The sequence below is a fragment of the Robbsia andropogonis genome (assembly GCF_034047095.1).
In the GTDB taxonomy this organism is placed as follows: Bacteria; Pseudomonadota; Gammaproteobacteria; order Burkholderiales; family Burkholderiaceae; genus Robbsia; species Robbsia andropogonis.
This window is the reverse complement of sequence record NZ_CP139170.1, coordinates 1,500,810-1,518,327: the sequence shown is the minus strand read 5'-3', so window position 1 is coordinate 1,518,327 and position 17,518 is coordinate 1,500,810. Positions and strand designations below refer to the sequence as shown.

The following is a 17,518-nucleotide window of genomic DNA, read 5'->3' as shown; positions in this document are numbered from 1 at the left end:
ACAACGGACATCAATTTCCTTCGAGGAACGATTTCAGCTTGTCAGAACGGCTCGGGTGACGCAGCTTGCGCAGCGCCTTGGCTTCTATTTGACGGATTCGCTCACGGGTGACGTCGAACTGCTTCCCGACTTCCTCGAGCGTGTGATCCGAGCTCATTTCGATACCGAAACGCATCCGGAGCACCTTCGCCTCGCGCGGCGTCAGCGAGTCCAGCACATCCTTGACAATATCACGCATGCCGGAATGCAATGCCGCATCAGACGGCGCCACGGTATTGCTGTCCTCGATGAAGTCGCCCAAGTGCGAATCGTCGTCGTCGCCGATAGGCGTTTCCATGGAGATCGGCTCCTTCGCGATCTTCATGATCTTGCGGATCTTATCCTCTGGCATCTCCATCTTCTCGGCCAGCGTCGCCGGATCCGGCTCGAGCCCGGTCTCCTGCAGAATCTGACGCGAGATCCGGTTCATCTTGTTGATCGTCTCGATCATGTGCACCGGAATCCGGATAGTCCGCGCCTGATCCGCGATCGACCGCGTAATCGCCTGACGAATCCACCATGTCGCGTACGTCGAGAACTTATAGCCTCGACGGTACTCGAACTTGTCAACGGCCTTCATCAAACCGATGTTGCCTTCCTGAATCAGATCCAGGAACTGCAGGCCACGGTTCGTGTATTTCTTCGCGATCGAGATCACGAGACGCAAGTTCGCTTCCGTCATCTCGCGCTTGGCTTGGCGTGCCTTCAACTCGCCGGACGCCATCTGCCGGTTCGTTTCCTTCAGGTCACCCAGCGGCAACACGACGCGGGCCTGCAAGTCGATCAGTTTCTGCTGCTGTTCGCGAATTGCCGGAATATTCCGCTCCAGCACCGCGCTATATGGATGACGCTCGTCAACGATCGCTTGCGCCCATTCCAGGTTTGTCTCGTTGCCCGGGAAGCGCTGGATGAATTCCGCGCGCGACATGCCACAACGATCAACCACGGTAGCCAGCAACTGGCGCTCGACGCTGCGCACTTCCTCGACCTGCGCACGCAATGTATCGCATAAACGCTCGACGGTACGTGCGGTAAAGCGAATCGATGTCAACTCCTGCTGAATGGCTTCCTGCGCGTGCAGATAGGCCGGCGATTGATAGCCTTCCTTCTCGTAAGCATCACGCATCGCCGAGAATTCCGTACTGATCTTGCCAAACTTCTCCAACGCAGCGCGTTTCAATGCTTCCAGCTGCGCTGCGTTCGCCGATGCCTGGCGCGCCCCTTCGTCGCCATCTTCCTCGTCTTCGTCATCTTCCGCGTCGTCCTCTTCCTCCTCTTCTTCCTCGTCCATGTCGTCCGAGTCTTCAGAGGCCAGCTCCGCTTCGTTGGCGGCGGCTTCAGCGGCTTCCGCGTCCAGCAGACCATCAACCAGTTCGTCCACGCGGATCTCGTCGTTCGCCACACGCTCGGCCATGCCGAGAATATCCGCGATCGTCGTAGGGCATGCCGAGATGGCTTGCACCATGTGCTTCAGGCCTTCCTCGATCCGTTTGGCGATCTCGATTTCGCCTTCGCGCGTGAGCAGTTCAACCGTGCCCATTTCACGCATGTACATCCGGACCGGGTCCGTCGTGCGGCCAAATTCGGAGTCCACCGTAGACAGTGCGACTTCTGCTTCTTCCTCGACTTCGTCATCGCTGCTGGCGGCAGGGGCGTTGTCGTTCAGCAGCAGCGTTTCGGCGTCGGGCGCTTGCTCGTACACGCGCACGCCCATATCGCTGAACGTGCCGATGATGCCTTCTATCGCATCGCTTTCAACAATGCCGTCAGGCAAATGGTCGTTGATTTCCGAGAACGTCAGGAAGCCACGCTCCTTGCCCAACTTGATCAGCGCGCGCAATTTCGTACGGCTTTCCTCAAGCTCCTCGGCCGTGCCGGGCTGATGCGATGCCAGTGCATCCTTCAGCAGCGTCTTTTCTTTCGCACGACGATCACGCGCCTTGGCAGGAGTCGGAGATGCCGGTTTTTCGCTTTTGGAGGGTTCCTCAACAGCCGCGACATCTTCTACAGTGGACACTTCGTTCAACGTTTTTTTCATGGAGTTCGCCATAGCGGCCCGCCTTCCATACGCCTGTCGCGTACGTCGATTGGCCCTGGGTTCCTTGGGTTGCACGTGCCGCGAATCGCTGCAGCCGCCCATTTACCGAATGCTTCGCACCGCTGTGCCGTCCATTCGAAAATGTGCCGCCGCACGCGTCGTCAGCCGCCGCGTGACGGACTTGCCGTGCGCCTCGACCTGTCGCCAACCCCGCGCTTTACGGGATGGCGCGCAGACAGTCCGCGCGTTGCGTTGATGAGTGGCTTCGACCCGCGTGGTCACCGTACCGGCGAGGACCACGCCGCATACGACGCCACACAGGCCAAAGCCCGCCGGCAAATCTTTCGCAGATATCGGAAACGCGGGGCGGCGCCTGCTACGCCTTCGATGCGCCACGGGGGGACCGCGGCACGCCCATTGCCTATAAGAACCCGGCCTGATTTGTAGGCTGTCGGGGTTCCAGCATGCGTTTCTGGTTCATCTTTCTTGCTACAACCGCATTGTTCTAAATAGTGCCAAATTCTGTAAAAACAAGTAGTTGCTTTGGTTTATTCAGCAAGCTTGTGATTTTACCAGCACCGTAAACCCGAAAGTATAGCACCATATCGCCTATATAGCATGAATTGGGATCTTCACTTTCTGGCATGCCCTTCCGTTCAAGCGCTTCCTTCCGGGTTCGCACCCGACGCCGCGGCCTGCTTCAACTCCGCCATTAACCGGAACAATGAAGACATTTCGGCCATCTGCTCCGGTGTCAGCGGCGATTGACGGGACAGTTGATCAAGCCGTTTCGCCACGCTGTCCACGCGCATGTTCGCCAGCGCCGCCATCACTTCCGCCTGCGCCCCGGCTTCCGCCGCTTCCATGCGTTCCCGCGCCGCATCCGCCCGTCGTGCCGCTGACACAAGCGACTGGTCGTCGTCGGCATCGTCGGTACGGCCGGTGCTGACAATACCCATCAAATCGCGGACGTTTTCGTCGTAATGCAGGATTTCCTTGAATACATCATCGAACATGGGGGCATATTCGGACTCGCGCAAGACATCGGATAAAAACCGGAATTCCGCTTGTGGACCCAACGCGCGCGCATGGGTAATCACCTCTGCAAAGAGCGCCCCATGCTGAGCACAATCAGCGATGATGTCCAGGGCCGATTGGTCCAGAGCCAATGCGATACGCGGATACATCACCAGATTGCGCAATGCGCGCTGTTCGTTGCCGGTAACGCGTCGCCGTGCAGACACGGGAGGGGCCTGCGGCCGCGCGGGCACCGCGCGGGCGTCAACAGCACACAACGCCGCCACCTCGCCCACGGACACCCCAAGGCGATCCGCCAGCGCATGCATGATCTGCAAGCGTAGCGCGTTCGCCGGCATGGCCTGCAGCAGCGGCTTGGCGTCGTACATCGACTTGGCGCGCCCTTCCGGCGTTCTCAGGTCCTTGTCGCCACTTATTTCCGACAACAGAAATTCGGAAAGCGGCATTGCACGAGCCACGGCCTCGCCAAATGCATCGGCGCCATGTTCACGGATATAGCTATCGGGATCGTGCTTGTCCGGCAGAAACAAGAACGCCATTTCCCGGTTATCCGCCGCGTGCGGCAAGCTCGCTTCCAGCGCCCGGCGCGCGGCACGCTGCCCTGCCGCATCCCCATCGAAACTGAACACGATGCGCTCGGTCTGGCGGACCAGCTTTTGCACGTGTACAGGCGTGCAGGCAGTGCCGAGTGTCGCCACCGCGTTGGGAAAACCCAATTGCGCCAATGCCACGACATCCATGTAGCCCTCCACCACCAGCACGAAACGACGCTCGCGAATCGCCAACCGCGCCTCGAAAAGGCCGTACAACTCATTACCTTTGCTGAATAGCGGCGTTTCCGGTGAATTCAAGTACTTGGGTTCGCCTTTGTGCAGTACGCGACCGCCAAAACCAATGATGTGACCGGCAGCATTGCGAATCGGAAACATGATCCGTTCACGGAAGCGATCATAACGGCGTGCGTTGCGGTCTGGCGGTGCCGCCTCGTGCGGATCGCCGTTCTTGTCGAGATCGCCTGGCGACCCTTCGGAGCGCGCCTCCGCGCCGCCAGCCCCATGGTCCAATGTGACTGCATGCGGTTCGACATCCCGACCGTCACGCTTGTTCGAAACAATGACAAGTCCGGTCTCGACCAAGCGAGGATCGCGGTAGTCATCGAATGCAGACTCCAGGTTCTGCCAACCGCCTGGTGCATAGCCTAAGCCGAAGCGCAACGCGATTTCGCCGGTCAGGCCCCGCCCCTTCAGGTAATCGATCGCCACGGGCGACTGCCGCAGTTGCGCACGGTAATAGTCACAAGCGACGCGCATGACATCGGACAACTTTCGCGCTTCCTGCCGACTATCGTTCGGCGATGCGCCACCGCCGCCTCCTCGATAGCCAGGCCCCTGATTCGGGCCCGGCTCGTTGGGCACGCTGATGCCGAGCGATTGCGCCAGCGACTCCACCGCTTCAGGGAACGGCAGGCCGGCATGATCCATGAGGAAACCGATGGCGGTTCCATGCGCGCCGCAACCAAAGCAATGAAAAAATTGCTTCGTCGGACTGACCGTGAATGACGGGCTTTTTTCGTTATGGAAGGGGCACAGGCCGGAGTAATTCGCACCGGTCTTCTTCAACTGCACGTAGCGGCCCACCACTTCGACAATGTCGACGCGGTCGATCAAATCCTGCAGGAAAGCGTGCGGAATCACGTCTCAACCAATGGCACCGGGCCAGGAAAAAGTGAACCCTTCAGCCGAGTCAACTGGCCAGAGCGGCCTTGACCCGTGCGGAGACCTTGGTCATGTCCGCGCGCCCGGCAAGCGCCGGCTTCAAGCGGCCCATTACCTTACCCATGTCCTGCGGACCGGCGGCGCTCAGCGCGGCAATCGCACCCGCCACTTCCGCGTCGATCGCGGTGTCATCCAGCTGGACCGGCATATACCCTTCCAGCACGGCCATCTCGGCCTGCTCGATTTCCGCCAGATCGGTGCGCCCGGCGTCAGTATATTGCGCGATCGAATCGCGGCGCTGCTTGATCAGTTTCTCGACCACGGCCGTAACGGCCGCATCGTCCAGCGTGATCCGCTCGTCGACTTCGCGCTGCTTGATGGCGGCCAGCAACAGGCGGATCGTGCCCAGGCGCCCGGTATCGCGTGCGCGCATCGCCGCCTTCATGTCTTCCGTGATCTGATCCTTCAAGCTCATCGCGCATCCACCTTGCAAACAGAAATCCAACGGAAACCGGTGACCCATGCCCTCACGGCGCGGTATCAGGCCGCGTTATGTTATCACACGGGACCCACGGCCACGGCGGCGCTTTCCGCCGCCGCCCGTCCCGCCGCAACGCCGGAAGCCCAGGCCCATTGAAAGTTATAGCCGCCTAGCCAGCCGGTGACATCCACCGCCTCCCCAATGAAATAAGCGCCAGGCATCGATTTGACTTCCATCGTCGCGGAGGACAGCACCTCTGTATCCACCCCACCCCGCGTCACTTCGGCCTTGCGCCACCCTTCGGTGCCGGCCGGCAAGACGCGCCAGTCATTGAGCCGACGACCCAGATCACGCAACGCCTTGTCCCCGATATCGGCAAGCCGTGCGTCAGCCGCAAGCCCCATGGCCTGCGCGCAGGCGCCCTCGCGTCCCTCGCTGCTCGCGATACGACCTGCATGCGTATCGGAGGACACACCATCGCCGCGCCAGTCGTCTATCCACGCATTCGCCAGTCGGGCAGGCAGCCATTCGGCCAGTACCGTCGCCAGTTGCCGTCGCGAACCCGATTTCTGCGCGAGCAAGGCTTCGGCGGCATCCACGCCTGGCAACAGATCGATCGACAATGTCCCCGGTGCGCGCCAGTAGCTGGACGCCTGCAACACGCCGGGGCCAGATAGCCCACGATGCGTCAGCAATAGGTCCTCGATAAAGCGCGGGGGTGCATTGAACGTGCCACGTGTACCTCGGCGCGTCCCGGATGCGATGTCCGGGATACCCGCATCAACGACGGTGATTCCCACTTCAAGCGACAACCCCGAAAGCGCTGAAAACGCGGACCACTGCGCGGACGTGAACGTCAGGGGCACCAACGCTGGCTCAGGGGTCACCACCGGCAATCCCCATTGCGTGGCGAGCGCGAAAGCAAACCCCGTCGCGCCGATTTTCGGAATCGACAACCCTCCGGTGGCGATCACCACCGAATGGACGCCCAGCTCCCCGCCATCGGTGGCGATGACGAAACGGACTGGCGCCCGCCCGCCCGCTGCCGCGCCCGACGATGCGCCAGCCGCTACTGGGCGAACGTCGGCGATCCGCACAGGATGCCGCACCGACACGCGTCCGGTCGCGCATTCGCGCAATAGAACGTCGATGATGTCCTGGCTGCTGTCATCGCAGAACAATTGCCCACGATGTTTCTCGTGCCACTTCACGTGATGGCGGCGCAACAATGTCAGAAAATCGGCGGGCGTATAGCGACTCAAGGCGGAACGGGCGAAATGCGGATTACGCGACAGGTAGTTCGCCGGCGTCGCATCCTGGTTCGTGAAATTGCAGCGACCACCGCCCGATATCCGGATTTTCTCGCCGATGCGCTCGGCATGGTCGAGCAGCACCACACGCCGCCCTTGCTGACCGGCAACGGCGGCGCTCATCATGCCGGCCGCCCCGGCGCCGATCACGGCGATATCAAAATATTCCATGTCCGGATTGTAGCCGCCAAGCACGAAAACCGGGGTGGCCCGCTGCTATACTGGCGACGCTTGATTCTTTCTGCTTTCCAATTCGTTTTTTTCGCTGCCCCCCGCTCCGGTTTTCCCAATGTTAGTACTTGGCATAGAAAGTTCCTGCGACGAGACCGGCATCGCCCTGTACCGCCATCCCGCTGTAGACGCAACGCAGGCGCAGGCGCCGGGGCAATCGGCGACGCTGCCCGATATGCGGGTTGGTTTACTGTCGCATGCGCTGCATTCGCAGATCGACATGCATCGCGAATACGGCGGCGTGGTCCCGGAGCTGGCATCGCGTGACCATATCCGGCGCGCGTTGCCACTGCTGCAAACCGTGTTGCGGGAAGCTGGCGTCACCGGCACCGATATCGATGCAATCGCCTATACCGCCGGGCCGGGATTGGCCGGCGCATTACTCGTAGGCGCCAGCGTGGCCAATGGCCTGGGCTTTGCCTGGCGCAAGCCGGTGATCGGGATCCATCACCTCGAAGGGCATCTGCTGTCACCACTGCTGGCGGAAGTGCCCCCTGCTTTCCCTTTCGTTGCCCTCCTGGTATCAGGCGGCCATACGCAACTGATGAGTGTGCGCGACGTGGGGGAATACGAGATTCTCGGTGAAACGCTGGATGATGCCGCAGGTGAAGCGTTCGACAAGACCGCCAAGCTGCTCGGGCTCGGCTATCCGGGTGGTCCGGCAGTGTCAGCGCTCGCGATGACCGGAACGCCTGGCGCCGTCGTCTTGCCCCGACCGATGCTGCATTCAGGCGACCTGGATTTCAGCTTCAGCGGGCTGAAAACAGCCGTCCTGACGCAAGTAAAGCAACGCATCGGCGCGATCGACAACCGCGGCAACGTCGATCACGTGGTGGCGTCCGTTGACGACAGTCATCCCCATTCGCGGGCGCGCGCCGACATCGCGCGAGGATTTGTCGACGCGGCAGTGGACGTGTTGGTCGCAAAATCGATCGCCGCATTGAAGCGCACCGGCATGAAGCGCCTGGTGGTGGCCGGTGGCGTGGGTGCAAATCGGCAGTTGCGTGACGGATTGAACCTGGCGGCAAAACGACGCGGTTTCACCGTCCATTATCCTGAGTTGGCGTTATGCACCGATAACGGCGCGATGATTGCATTGGCGGGGGCCCTTCGGCTCGCCCGCTGGCCAGACGAAGCGGTACACGACTACCGGTTTTCCGTCAGTCCGCGATGGGAATTGGGACAGCCGCGCGAACAAAATCGCGGGTGAATGCAACTATCCGGTGAGCGGATCCGGTAATGCATCGATGAGACCGCGTACGTCGTTATCGCGATCAACCGCGTCCCCCTCTCAATTGAAAAAGGCCGGATCGTGCGTGGCGATCCGGCCTTTCCTCTTCTCAGTCGCGCCCCGTCTTACCCAGATCGGGTCGTCATGCGACAAGCTTCGCTTTCTTGCCTTGATCGGCGCCCTTATCCGTCGCACCCGGTGTTTCGATGAAGCGCGCGCGAATGGATGCCGTGATACCGGCAGCGTCCAGGCCCGCCATCGATAACAGCTTTGCCGGATCGCCATGATCGATGAACTGATCAGGAAGACCGAGTTGTAATACCGGCAATGCCGCACCGATCGATGCCAAGAATTCCAGGCAAGCTGAACCTGCCCCACCCATGACACAGCCTTCCTCGACCGTGACGATCGCATCGTGCGTAGCCGCCAACGACGTCAACAGATCCGCATCGATCGGCTTCACGAAGCGCATGTTGACCACTGTCGCATCGATCGCCTCACCGGCGGCAACGCTCGGCGTGACCATCGTACCGAACGCCAGGATCGCGATGCGCGGCACGGGCGCTGCCGCCTTGCCGCTCGCACCACGTTGAGGCAGAGTCGACTCGCGGCGCACTTCCCCCTTGCCGACAGGCACGCCCGTCATTTGCTTGACCGTGGCCACGCCCGCGCCGGCGCCGCGCGCATAGCGCACCGCCGCCGGCGTCCCGAGCTGCACCGCCGTATAAAGCATTTGACGGCATTCGTTCTCATCCGCCGGCGCCATCACCGTGATGTTCGGAATGCACCGCATGAAGGCCATGTCGTAGGCGCCCGCATGCGTCGCACCATCCGCACCCACCAGGCCCGCGCGATCGATCGCGAAGACCACGGGCAGATTCTGCAACGCGATGTCGTGGATCACCTGGTCGTAGCCGCGCTGCAGGAAAGTCGAATAGATCGCGACAACCGGCACCATGCCCTCGGTGGCGATACCGCCCGCGAACGTCACCGCGTGCTGTTCCGCGATACCGACATCGAAATAGCGCGCCGGGAAGCGGTTCTCGAACTCGACCATGCCCGAGCCTTCACGCATCGCCGGCGTGATGCCGACGATGCGCTTATCCAGCTCGGCCATGTCGCACAACCACTCGCCAAACACCTGGGTGTACGTCTTCTTGCCCGCCGGCGCCGGCTTCAGGCCCTCGGCTGGATTGAACTTGCCGGGTCCATGGTAGGCCACCGGGTCGGCCTCGGCTAGCTTATAGCCCTGACCCTTCTTGGTCACCACGTGCAGGAACTGCGGGCCCTTCAGCGCCTTGATGTTCTGCAACGTCGGAATCAGCGAATCGAGGTCGTGCCCGTCGATCGGACCAATGTAGTTGAAACCGAATTCCTCGAACATCGTCGCCGGACCGACCATGCCCTTCGCATGCTCCTCGAAGCGACGGGCAAGCTCCAACACCGGGGGTGCCACGCTCAGCACCCGCTCCACACCTCTGCGTGCGGTGGCATAGAACTGACCGGACATCAAGCGCGCAAGATAACGATTCAGCGCACCTACCGGCGGCGAGATCGACATGTCGTTGTCGTTCAGGATCACCAGCAGGGGCAGGTCATCCGATACGCCACCATTGTTCAAGGCCTCGAACGCCATCCCGGCGGTCATCGCGCCATCGCCAATCACCGCGATTGCCCGTCGATCCTCGCCTTTCAGCACGCTCGCGGCCGCCATCCCGATCGCCGCCGAAATCGACGTACTCGAGTGCGCCGTGCCGAACGTGTCGTACTCGGACTCCACCCGACGCGGGAAACCCGAGATCCCGCCCCACTGACGCAGCGTCGGCATGGCCTCGCGACGGCCGGTCAAGATCTTATGCGGATAAGTCTGGTGCCCCACGTCCCATACGATCCGATCATTCGGCGTGTTGAAAACGTAGTGCAACGCGATGGTCAATTCAACCGTGCCGAGATTCGACGACAAATGCCCGCCGGTCTGCGACACGCTCTGAAGCACGTATTCGCGTAATTCGTCGGCGAGGGGGCGTAGCGCGTCGCGGTCCAATTGGCGCAAGGCAGCCGGGTCGTCGATGGTTTTCAGCAAGTCGTACATGACAATTTTCGTTTGACGCCGCCGTCTCGGCGGCTGTAAAGCAAGGGACCTGCGTTGTGCTGCACCTGCAGGACCACCCTGTCAAGGCATGGCACATCGCCGGCCGCTGGATATGCCAGCGGCGACATGCCGCAAGAGGCGATCTGCGCCTAGTATGCGCGCTGAACCACCAATTCGGCCAGTTCCGACAAACGCCGGGCACGCGCGCCGAACGGCTGCAACGCCCGAGTTGCTTCGGCCTGCAACTGGCGGGCCAGATCGCGTGACGCATCCAGCCCGAGGATTGATACATACGTTGGCTTGTCCGCCGCGGCATCCTTGCCCGCCGTCTTACCCAACGTTGCCGAATCAGCGGTCACATCCAGGATGTCGTCCACCACCTGGAATGCCAAGCCGATCGCATCCGCGTAGACATCCAATGCGGCGCGACTGGCTACCGCGGCCTGATCGTCGCCATCGAGCGACAATGCCCCGCACATTGCGCCCAACCGGACCGCCGCCCGTAACAGGGCGCCGGTCTTGAGCCGGTGCATGTTTTCCAACTCGTCGCGGCGCAGCTTCAACCCGACCGACGCCAGGTCGATCGCCTGTCCGCCCGCCATTCCCCGCGAACCGCTGGCACGCGCGAGCTCCGCGACCAGCGCCGCCCGGCGCGACGCCGGCACCGCCTCGTCGCACAGGGTAAGGAACGCCTGGGTCTGCAGCGCATCGCCAACCAGCAGGCCAGTGGCATCGTCGTATTGCACATGCACCGTTGGTTTGCCGCGACGCATGGCGTCGTTGTCCATCGACGGCAGATCGTCATGCACCAACGAATACACGTGGATCATTTCAAGCGCCGCGGCTGCCGCGTCCAACGCCGCCACAGGCGCGGCAAGCGCCTCGCCCGCCGCATGGCACAACAGCGGCCGGACGCGCTTGCCGCCGCCCAGCGCCGCATAACGCATTGCTTCATGAAGCCGTTCGGGTGCCTGGGCCGCCGGCGGCAGATAGCGGTCCAGCGCCATCTCGGTTCGTGCCTGCACCGCTTTCATCCAGTCATCGAAAGACTGGCCGGTATGCGCCTCACTGGATTGCATTGTCTCTTGGGTCATCTCGTCGTTGCTTCGGTAGGCCACGTCGACGATGGTGCGCACACCCGTCTCGGCTCGCATCGCGTCGTCGCGCAGCTCATACCGCCTCTTTTGCCTGTTTTTTATTGCGCCGGCCGTACGCATCGCACCGCCGTATATTGCGCGTTTCCGCAGCCTGCCTCGTATGGACGCACGACTATCAGACCGAATAGAGCGCTCCCATCGGTCTTGCGCCATCACAGCGCGAAGTCATTGGAAACGGGCAATCCTGACGGATAGTAAGGGATAAGTCCGGCATTTTACGGCAAACGGGCGCTTGCCGTGCGTTTGCACGAAGCTTTCCGATATAACAACCGATTGCAGTCGATTTCGACCTCACCCTGCTTCCCACGCGTAACGGTGCGACATCATACAAACAAATATTGCCGCAGCACCGATAAAAATCCAGCAATACCGCATTTCATGGCACTTTCGGACAGAAATACATAGCCAATCTACACCATTACGACTACAATCTCTGGTTCCCTAAATCGATTTTTCGATGGTTGGGTTGTTCGCTGCTTTCCACGTTTTATGGGAGTGGGAATGTCCAATCTCAGCAATACCCCGGAACTGAAAGCGGTTCCGTCGCAACTTCCCGTTTCGGCATACTTTGATGCAGCACTGCTGGAGCGGGAGAAACAAACGTTATTCGCCAGAGCACCCCGATACATCGGACACGAATTGATGGTGCCGGAACCTGGCGACTACTTTGCGCTACCAGGCGAAAACGAAGGTCGTGTGCTGGTACGCAATCAGGACGGCACGATCGCGCTGCTGTCCAATGTGTGTCGCCACCGCCAGGCCATCATGCTCAACGGCCGCGGCAACGCGCAGAACATCGTCTGCCCGCTACATCGCTGGACCTATGACTTGAAAGGCGAACTCCTGGGGGCGCCTCATTTTCCGCAGAAGCCATGCCTGAACCTGGGCAGCACGCCGCTCGTCAACTGGAACGGCCTGCTATTCGAGGCAAATGGTCACGATATACATGCGGATTTTGCCGGCCTGGGCCCTGTGCGCCAATTCAACTTCGACGGTTATCGATTCGATCACGTCGAGGTTCATGAATGCCGCTACAACTGGAAGACCTTCGTTGAGGTCTATCTGGAAGACTACCATGTGGTGCCTTTCCATCCAGGCCTGGGCAGCTTCGTGTCCTGCGATGACTTGACATGGGAATTCGGTCGCGAATACAGCGTCCAGACCGTCGGCGTCCACAAGAGTTTATCCAAACCCGGTTCGCCAACGTATCGGAAATGGCACGACGCGGTATTGTCGTTCCATCAAGGCAAGGAGCCACCACACGGCGCGATCTGGATGCTCGCCTACCCGAACCTGATGCTTGAGTGGTATCCAGGCGTGCTCGTTGTCTCCACGCTGATTCCGCGCGGACCGCAGCATACGACGAATATCGTCGAGTTCTATTATCCTGAGGAAATCGCGCTATTCGAGCGTGAATTCGTCGAGGCAGAACGGGCAGCCTACATGGAAACCGCGCGCGAGGACGATGAAATCGCCGAACGGATGGATGCCGGCCGCAAAGCCCTGATGGACCGCGGTGAATCCGAAGTGGGACCGTATCAAACCCCGATGGAAGACGGCATGCGCTGCTTCCATGAATACCTGCGCAATCGCCTGACGTATTGAGACCGCGCGGTGGACGCGCAATGCGAAGCCGGCTGGCATCCGTTCCTTCGTCGAATGCCCTGACGTCGATCGGTCGTTGTCCCGGTGCAAGCGCGCCGCCGTGCCACGCTACCGGAGAACAACGTATGCCCAGCAGCCAGACGCAAGCCCTGCCACGCTACACGACCTTGATCGACGCCGCAGCGCTGTCCGCGCGCATCGTCGCCGATGCGGCTTCGCTGTTGATCATCGACTGTCGAGCCGACTTGTTGGACCCCGAAGCGGGGCCCCGCGTCTTTGCCGAACGGCACCTACCGGGTGCACATCATCTGAACCTCGAATCGGACCTGTCCGGCCCGAAGACACAGGGTAGCGGACGACACCCGTTGCCCGACCGCGAAACGCTTGCCGCCACGTTAGCCCGGCTCGGCATGCGCGCGGACACGCAAGTCGTCGCCTACGACGCGCAAGGCGGGATGTATGCGGCACGTCTCTGGTGGTTATTACGCTGGCTTGGACATGAAGCGGTGGCGGTACTCGACGGCGGCATGCCACGCTGGGAGTCTCATGGCGGCTTGGTCGAGTTCAGCGCGCCGCGCCCTACCGTGCCGGGCGATTTCGCTGCCGGCACGCCGTTGGTATCGGCTGTCGATACAGCCACCGTGTTGCGCAATATTGACAGCGGTGACCATCTCGTCATCGACGCCCGTGCCTCCGACCGCTATCGCGGCGAAAACGAGACGATCGATCCAGTGGGCGGACATATTCCCGGCGCACGGAATCGCTTCTTCAAGCACAACCTCGACGAACAAGGTCAATTTCAGTCACCCGCCGCATTGCGCAGCGCTTTCCTGTCCGTATTGGACGGTACGCCCCCGGACGCCGCAATCATGCAATGCGGGTCGGGCGTGACCGCCTGCCACAACCTGCTGGCAATGGAAGTAGCCGGGCTTCCGGGCGCTGCGCTCTATGCCGGATCATGGAGCGAGTGGATCGCCGATCCGAGCCGCCCCGTTGTCACCGGCGCCACGCCGCGCTGAAGTGCCCGACACGCGCGCGCCCTCTCAGTGCGCCTCCTCCCAGTTCGCGCCAGCGCCCACTTCGGCAACCAGCGGAACCTTGAGCGTGGCCACGCCACACATCAGCGCCGGCAACGTCGTACGGACCGACTCGAACTCATTCTCCGGGACTTCGAGGACCAGTTCATCGTGTACCTGCATGATCATGCGGGTCTGCCTTTGCTCCTTATCCAACCAGTCCTGTACCGCGATCATCGACAACTTGATCAGATCGGCGGCCGTCCCCTGCATCGGCGCATTAATGGCGGCACGTTCCGCAGCCTGGCGACGTGGTCCATTGCCGCCGTTGATCTCCGGCAGCCAGAGACGGCGACCGAACACCGTCTCCACAAAGCCGTCCTCGCGCGCGCGCATCCGCGTTTCTTCCATATAACGCGCAACGCCCGGGTACCGAGCGAAATAGCGATCGATATACAGCTTCGCGGCCTCTCGTGTGATATCCAGATTCGCCGCCAGCCCAAAGGCGCTCATGCCGTAGATCAAACCAAAGTTGATCATCTTCGCCACGCGACGTTGGTCGGGCTGCACCTCGGACACGGGCACGTTGAAAATTTCAGCGCCCGTCGCCTTGTGGATATCCTCCTCGGCAGCGAACGCGCGTAGCAGTCCCTCATCCTCCGAAATATGCGCCATGATGCGCAACTCGATCTGCGAGTAATCGGCCGAAACGATCCGGCATCCTGGTGAGGCTACGAAGGCTTCACGAATACGACGCCCTTCCGCCGTTCGCACCGGAATGTTCTGCAGGTTCGGTTCGTTCGATGCCAGGCGCCCCGTCACCGCCACCGCCTGCGCATACGTGGTGTGCACGCGATGTGTCTCCGGATTGACCATGCGCGGCAGCTTGTCCGTGTAAGTGGACTTCAGTTTCGCCAGGCCACGATAATCGAGCAGCACTTTCGGCAACGGAAAGTCTTCCGCCAGTTTTTGCAGTACTTCTTCATCGGTCGAGGGCGAACCGCTAGGCGTCTTCTTCACCACCGGCAACTGCAATTTCGTGAAAAATATCTCGCCGATCTGCTTTGGTGAATTCATATTGAATTCACCCCCGGCCAGTTCATAAGCCTGCTTTTCGAGATCGAGCAGCTTCATGCCGATCTCGTGGCTTTGCTTGCCGAGCAACGCCGTATCGACCAACACGCCGTTGCGCTCGATGCGGCGCAAGACGCGTGAAACCGGAACCTCGAGTTGCCGATAGACGTAATCCAAGCCCGGCTGAGATGCGATCCGCGGGTACATCGCCTGATGCAAGCGCAATGTAATATCGGCGTCTTCCGCGGCATAGTCCGACGCCTGTTGCACGTCCACTTCGTCGAAGCCGATCTGCGATGCACCCTTCCCGCAGATGGCCTCGTACTTGATCGTTGTAACGCCGAGATGCCGGCTCGCGAGTGAGTCCATATCGTGCTTGTGATGCGATTCGAGCACGTAGGATTGCAGCAAGGTGTCGTGGACCACACCTTGCAGCGCGACGCCGTAGTTCGCCAATACCTGCGCGTCGTACTTCATATGCTGGCCAACCTTCGGCTTGTCCCGATCTTCCAACCAGGGCCGGAGGCGCGCCAACACCTCGTCGAGCGGCAATTGGTCCGGTGCGCCAGGCCCTCGATGAGTGAGCGGCAAATAGGCCGCCTGTCCCGGCGACACCGAGAACGACATGCCGACCAAGCGCGCGACCATCGGATCGAGCGCCGTCGTCTCCGTATCGAAAGCGGTCAGATCCGCTTCATCGATACGGTGATACCAGCGGTCGAACGCCTCCCAATCCAGGATCGTCTCATAGTGACGGTCGATCTCCACGCCGACGATCGGCGCTGGCAATACCGCATCGACATCGGCACCCTTCGCGTTATCGGCCGATGCCGCGCCGGTGCCCCCGTCTGCCGCCTCCACCTCCCGTAACCACGTCCGGAAACCGTATTTGCCGAAGACGTCGCGCAGTTCATCGCGTGCCTCGGGACGCGCCAGCAGAGACGCATCGATCGAAACCATATGGGCCGCGAGATCGCAATCGGTGTCCACCGTGACGAGTTTGCGCGCGGTGGGTAGCCACGGCAAGGCACGCCGCAGGTTATCTCCCACCACGCCCTTGATGGCATCGGCATGCGCGATCACGCCATCGAGGTCCCCATACGCACTCAGCCACTTGACGGCGGTCTTCGGCCCGCACTTTTCCACACCCGGCACGTTGTCGACGGTATCCCCGATCAACGACAGGTAGTCGACGATCCGCTCCGGCGGCACGCCGAATTTTTGCTCGACTCCCGGCACGTCGAGCGTCTCGTTGCTCATGGTATTGACCAGCGTCACGCTGCTGTTGACCAACTGCGCCAGGTCCTTGTCACCGGTGGAAACGATCACTTTCATTCCCTGCGCCGCCGCCCGCCGGCACAGGGTACCAATCACGTCGTCGGCCTCCACGCCGTCGACCATCAGGAGAGGCCACCCCAGCGATCGCACGACATGATGGATCGGTTCGATCTGCGCGGAAAGGTCTTCCGGCATGGAAGGCCGGTGCGCCTTGTATTCCGCATACATCACATCGCGAAACGTCTTTCCCTTTGCATCGAACACGCACGCGCTATACTCTGCGGGGTACTCGCGCCGCAAACGGCGCAACATGTTGATGATGCCGTACAGCGCGCCGGTGGGTTCTCCGCCGGGGCCGCGCAGATCAGGCATCGCGTGAAAGGCCCTGTACAAGTAGCTCGATCCATCGACCAATAACAGGACCTTGCCGTCCAGAGTGTGTTGTTCCGACATATGAACGATAGAAAAGTGATTCCGAGTCTGCGCTCCATCGCGGATCTCGACCGCGCGACGGCCAAGAAGGCACGCGCCTCCTGGCAGATGTTCACGATTATGGCAGAGTTCGTGGAAGCCACCGAATACCTGTCCGAATTGCGTCCCGCCGTCAGCATTTACGGCTCCGCCCGCATCAAGGCGAAAGACCCCTATTTCAAGCTCACCGAGAAGATCGCGAAAAAGCTGTCGGATGCCGGCTTCGCGGTGATTTCGGGCGGCGGGCCGGGCATCATGGAAGCCGCGAATCGTGGTGCGCATCGCGGCAAATCGCCGTCGGTTGGACTGAATATCGAACTGCCGCACGAGCAGTCAGGCAATGCCTTTCAAGATATTTCGCTGCGTTTCCGGCATTTCTTCACGCGCAAGGTGACGTTCGTCAAGAATTCAGACGCCGTGATCGTGATGCCGGGGGGCTTTGGCACGCTCGATGAATTGGCCGAAGTGCTGACGCTGATTCAGACAAAAAAATCACGACGCGTGCCGATTATTCTGGTGGGTGCCGAGTTCTGGCAAGGCCTGCTTGACTGGTTCAAGAACACGTTGGAAACACGCAAGCTGATTGGTGAAAAAGACGTGGAAGAGCTGATTCAGGTCATCGACGAGCCGGACGAGATCCTGGCCGCCATCGTGCAGTTCTACGAAAGCGGCAAGGACGCCAAGGCCGAGAACGAACGCACGAAAGCAAAGTCCGAAGACGACCAGATGTTCTATCTCTGAT

The 17,518-nt window shown here is 61.0% G+C and carries 11 protein-coding genes; 4 read left to right on the top strand and 7 right to left on the bottom strand.

Annotated elements, in window-relative coordinates; genetic code table 11:
* Positions 1 to 10: 10 nt before the first annotated feature.
* From rpoD to SJQ66_RS20185, 4 genes are all read right to left on the bottom strand, one after another.
* Complete coding sequence (gene rpoD / locus SJQ66_RS20200; RefSeq protein ID WP_024902146.1) at positions 11 to 2,077, bottom strand: RNA polymerase sigma factor RpoD; 2,067 nt, start codon at positions 2,075 to 2,077, stop codon at positions 11 to 13.
* Between the two features lie 656 nt (positions 2,078 to 2,733).
* On the bottom strand, positions 2,734 to 4,809 hold the full coding sequence (locus tag SJQ66_RS20195; protein WP_024902144.1) for a DNA primase: 2,076 nt from the start codon (positions 4,807 to 4,809) through the stop codon (positions 2,734 to 2,736).
* Between the two features lie 49 nt (positions 4,810 to 4,858).
* Positions 4,859 to 5,305: a GatB/YqeY domain-containing protein gene (locus SJQ66_RS20190; protein WP_320535231.1), complete on the bottom strand. Its 447-nt coding sequence runs from the start codon at positions 5,303 to 5,305 to the stop codon at positions 4,859 to 4,861.
* Between the two features lie 83 nt (positions 5,306 to 5,388).
* Positions 5,389 to 6,792 (bottom strand): BaiN/RdsA family NAD(P)/FAD-dependent oxidoreductase, encoded by a 1,404-nt coding sequence (locus tag SJQ66_RS20185; RefSeq protein ID WP_320535230.1) that lies wholly within the window; start codon positions 6,790 to 6,792, stop codon positions 5,389 to 5,391.
* Positions 6,793 to 6,910: 118 nt separating this feature from the next.
* Between SJQ66_RS20185 and tsaD the strand changes: the two genes are divergently transcribed.
* Positions 6,911 to 8,062, top strand: a complete 1,152-nt coding sequence (tsaD, locus tag SJQ66_RS20180) for a tRNA (adenosine(37)-N6)-threonylcarbamoyltransferase complex transferase subunit TsaD (protein WP_024902141.1) — start codon at positions 6,911 to 6,913, stop codon at positions 8,060 to 8,062.
* A 163-nt stretch (positions 8,063 to 8,225) separates the two neighbouring features.
* On the opposite strand, the gene dxs is transcribed toward tsaD, so the two are convergent.
* Both dxs and SJQ66_RS20170 read right to left on the bottom strand, forming a co-directional pair.
* A complete protein-coding gene (gene dxs / locus SJQ66_RS20175) occupies positions 8,226 to 10,175 on the bottom strand; it encodes a 1-deoxy-D-xylulose-5-phosphate synthase (RefSeq protein WP_024902140.1) in 1,950 nt (649 codons plus the stop codon).
* Between the two features lie 149 nt (positions 10,176 to 10,324).
* Positions 10,325 to 11,254: a polyprenyl synthetase family protein gene (locus SJQ66_RS20170; protein WP_036007790.1), complete on the bottom strand. Its 930-nt coding sequence runs from the start codon at positions 11,252 to 11,254 to the stop codon at positions 10,325 to 10,327.
* 579 nt (positions 11,255 to 11,833) lie between these two features.
* Between SJQ66_RS20170 and SJQ66_RS20165 the strand changes: the two genes are divergently transcribed.
* Together SJQ66_RS20165 and SJQ66_RS20160 are read left to right on the top strand one after the other, a co-directional pair.
* Entirely contained in the window at positions 11,834 to 12,937 is a 1,104-nt protein-coding gene (locus tag SJQ66_RS20165; protein WP_024902138.1) for an aromatic ring-hydroxylating oxygenase subunit alpha, read from the top strand.
* Positions 12,938 to 13,062: 125 nt separating this feature from the next.
* Positions 13,063 to 13,956: a sulfurtransferase gene (locus SJQ66_RS20160; RefSeq protein WP_096349214.1), complete on the top strand. Its 894-nt coding sequence runs from the start codon at positions 13,063 to 13,065 to the stop codon at positions 13,954 to 13,956.
* 24 nt (positions 13,957 to 13,980) lie between these two features.
* Here SJQ66_RS20160 and polA read toward each other — a convergent pair whose 3' ends face one another.
* Positions 13,981 to 16,758, bottom strand: coding sequence for a DNA polymerase I (gene polA, locus SJQ66_RS20155; protein WP_024902136.1), 2,778 nt, complete (start codon positions 16,756 to 16,758; stop codon positions 13,981 to 13,983).
* Between polA and SJQ66_RS20150 the strand changes: the two genes are divergently transcribed.
* Positions 16,759 to 17,517 (top strand): LOG family protein, encoded by a 759-nt coding sequence (locus tag SJQ66_RS20150; protein WP_046153994.1) that lies wholly within the window; start codon positions 16,759 to 16,761, stop codon positions 17,515 to 17,517. It begins immediately after the preceding gene.
* Position 17,518: the final 1 nt, after the last annotated feature.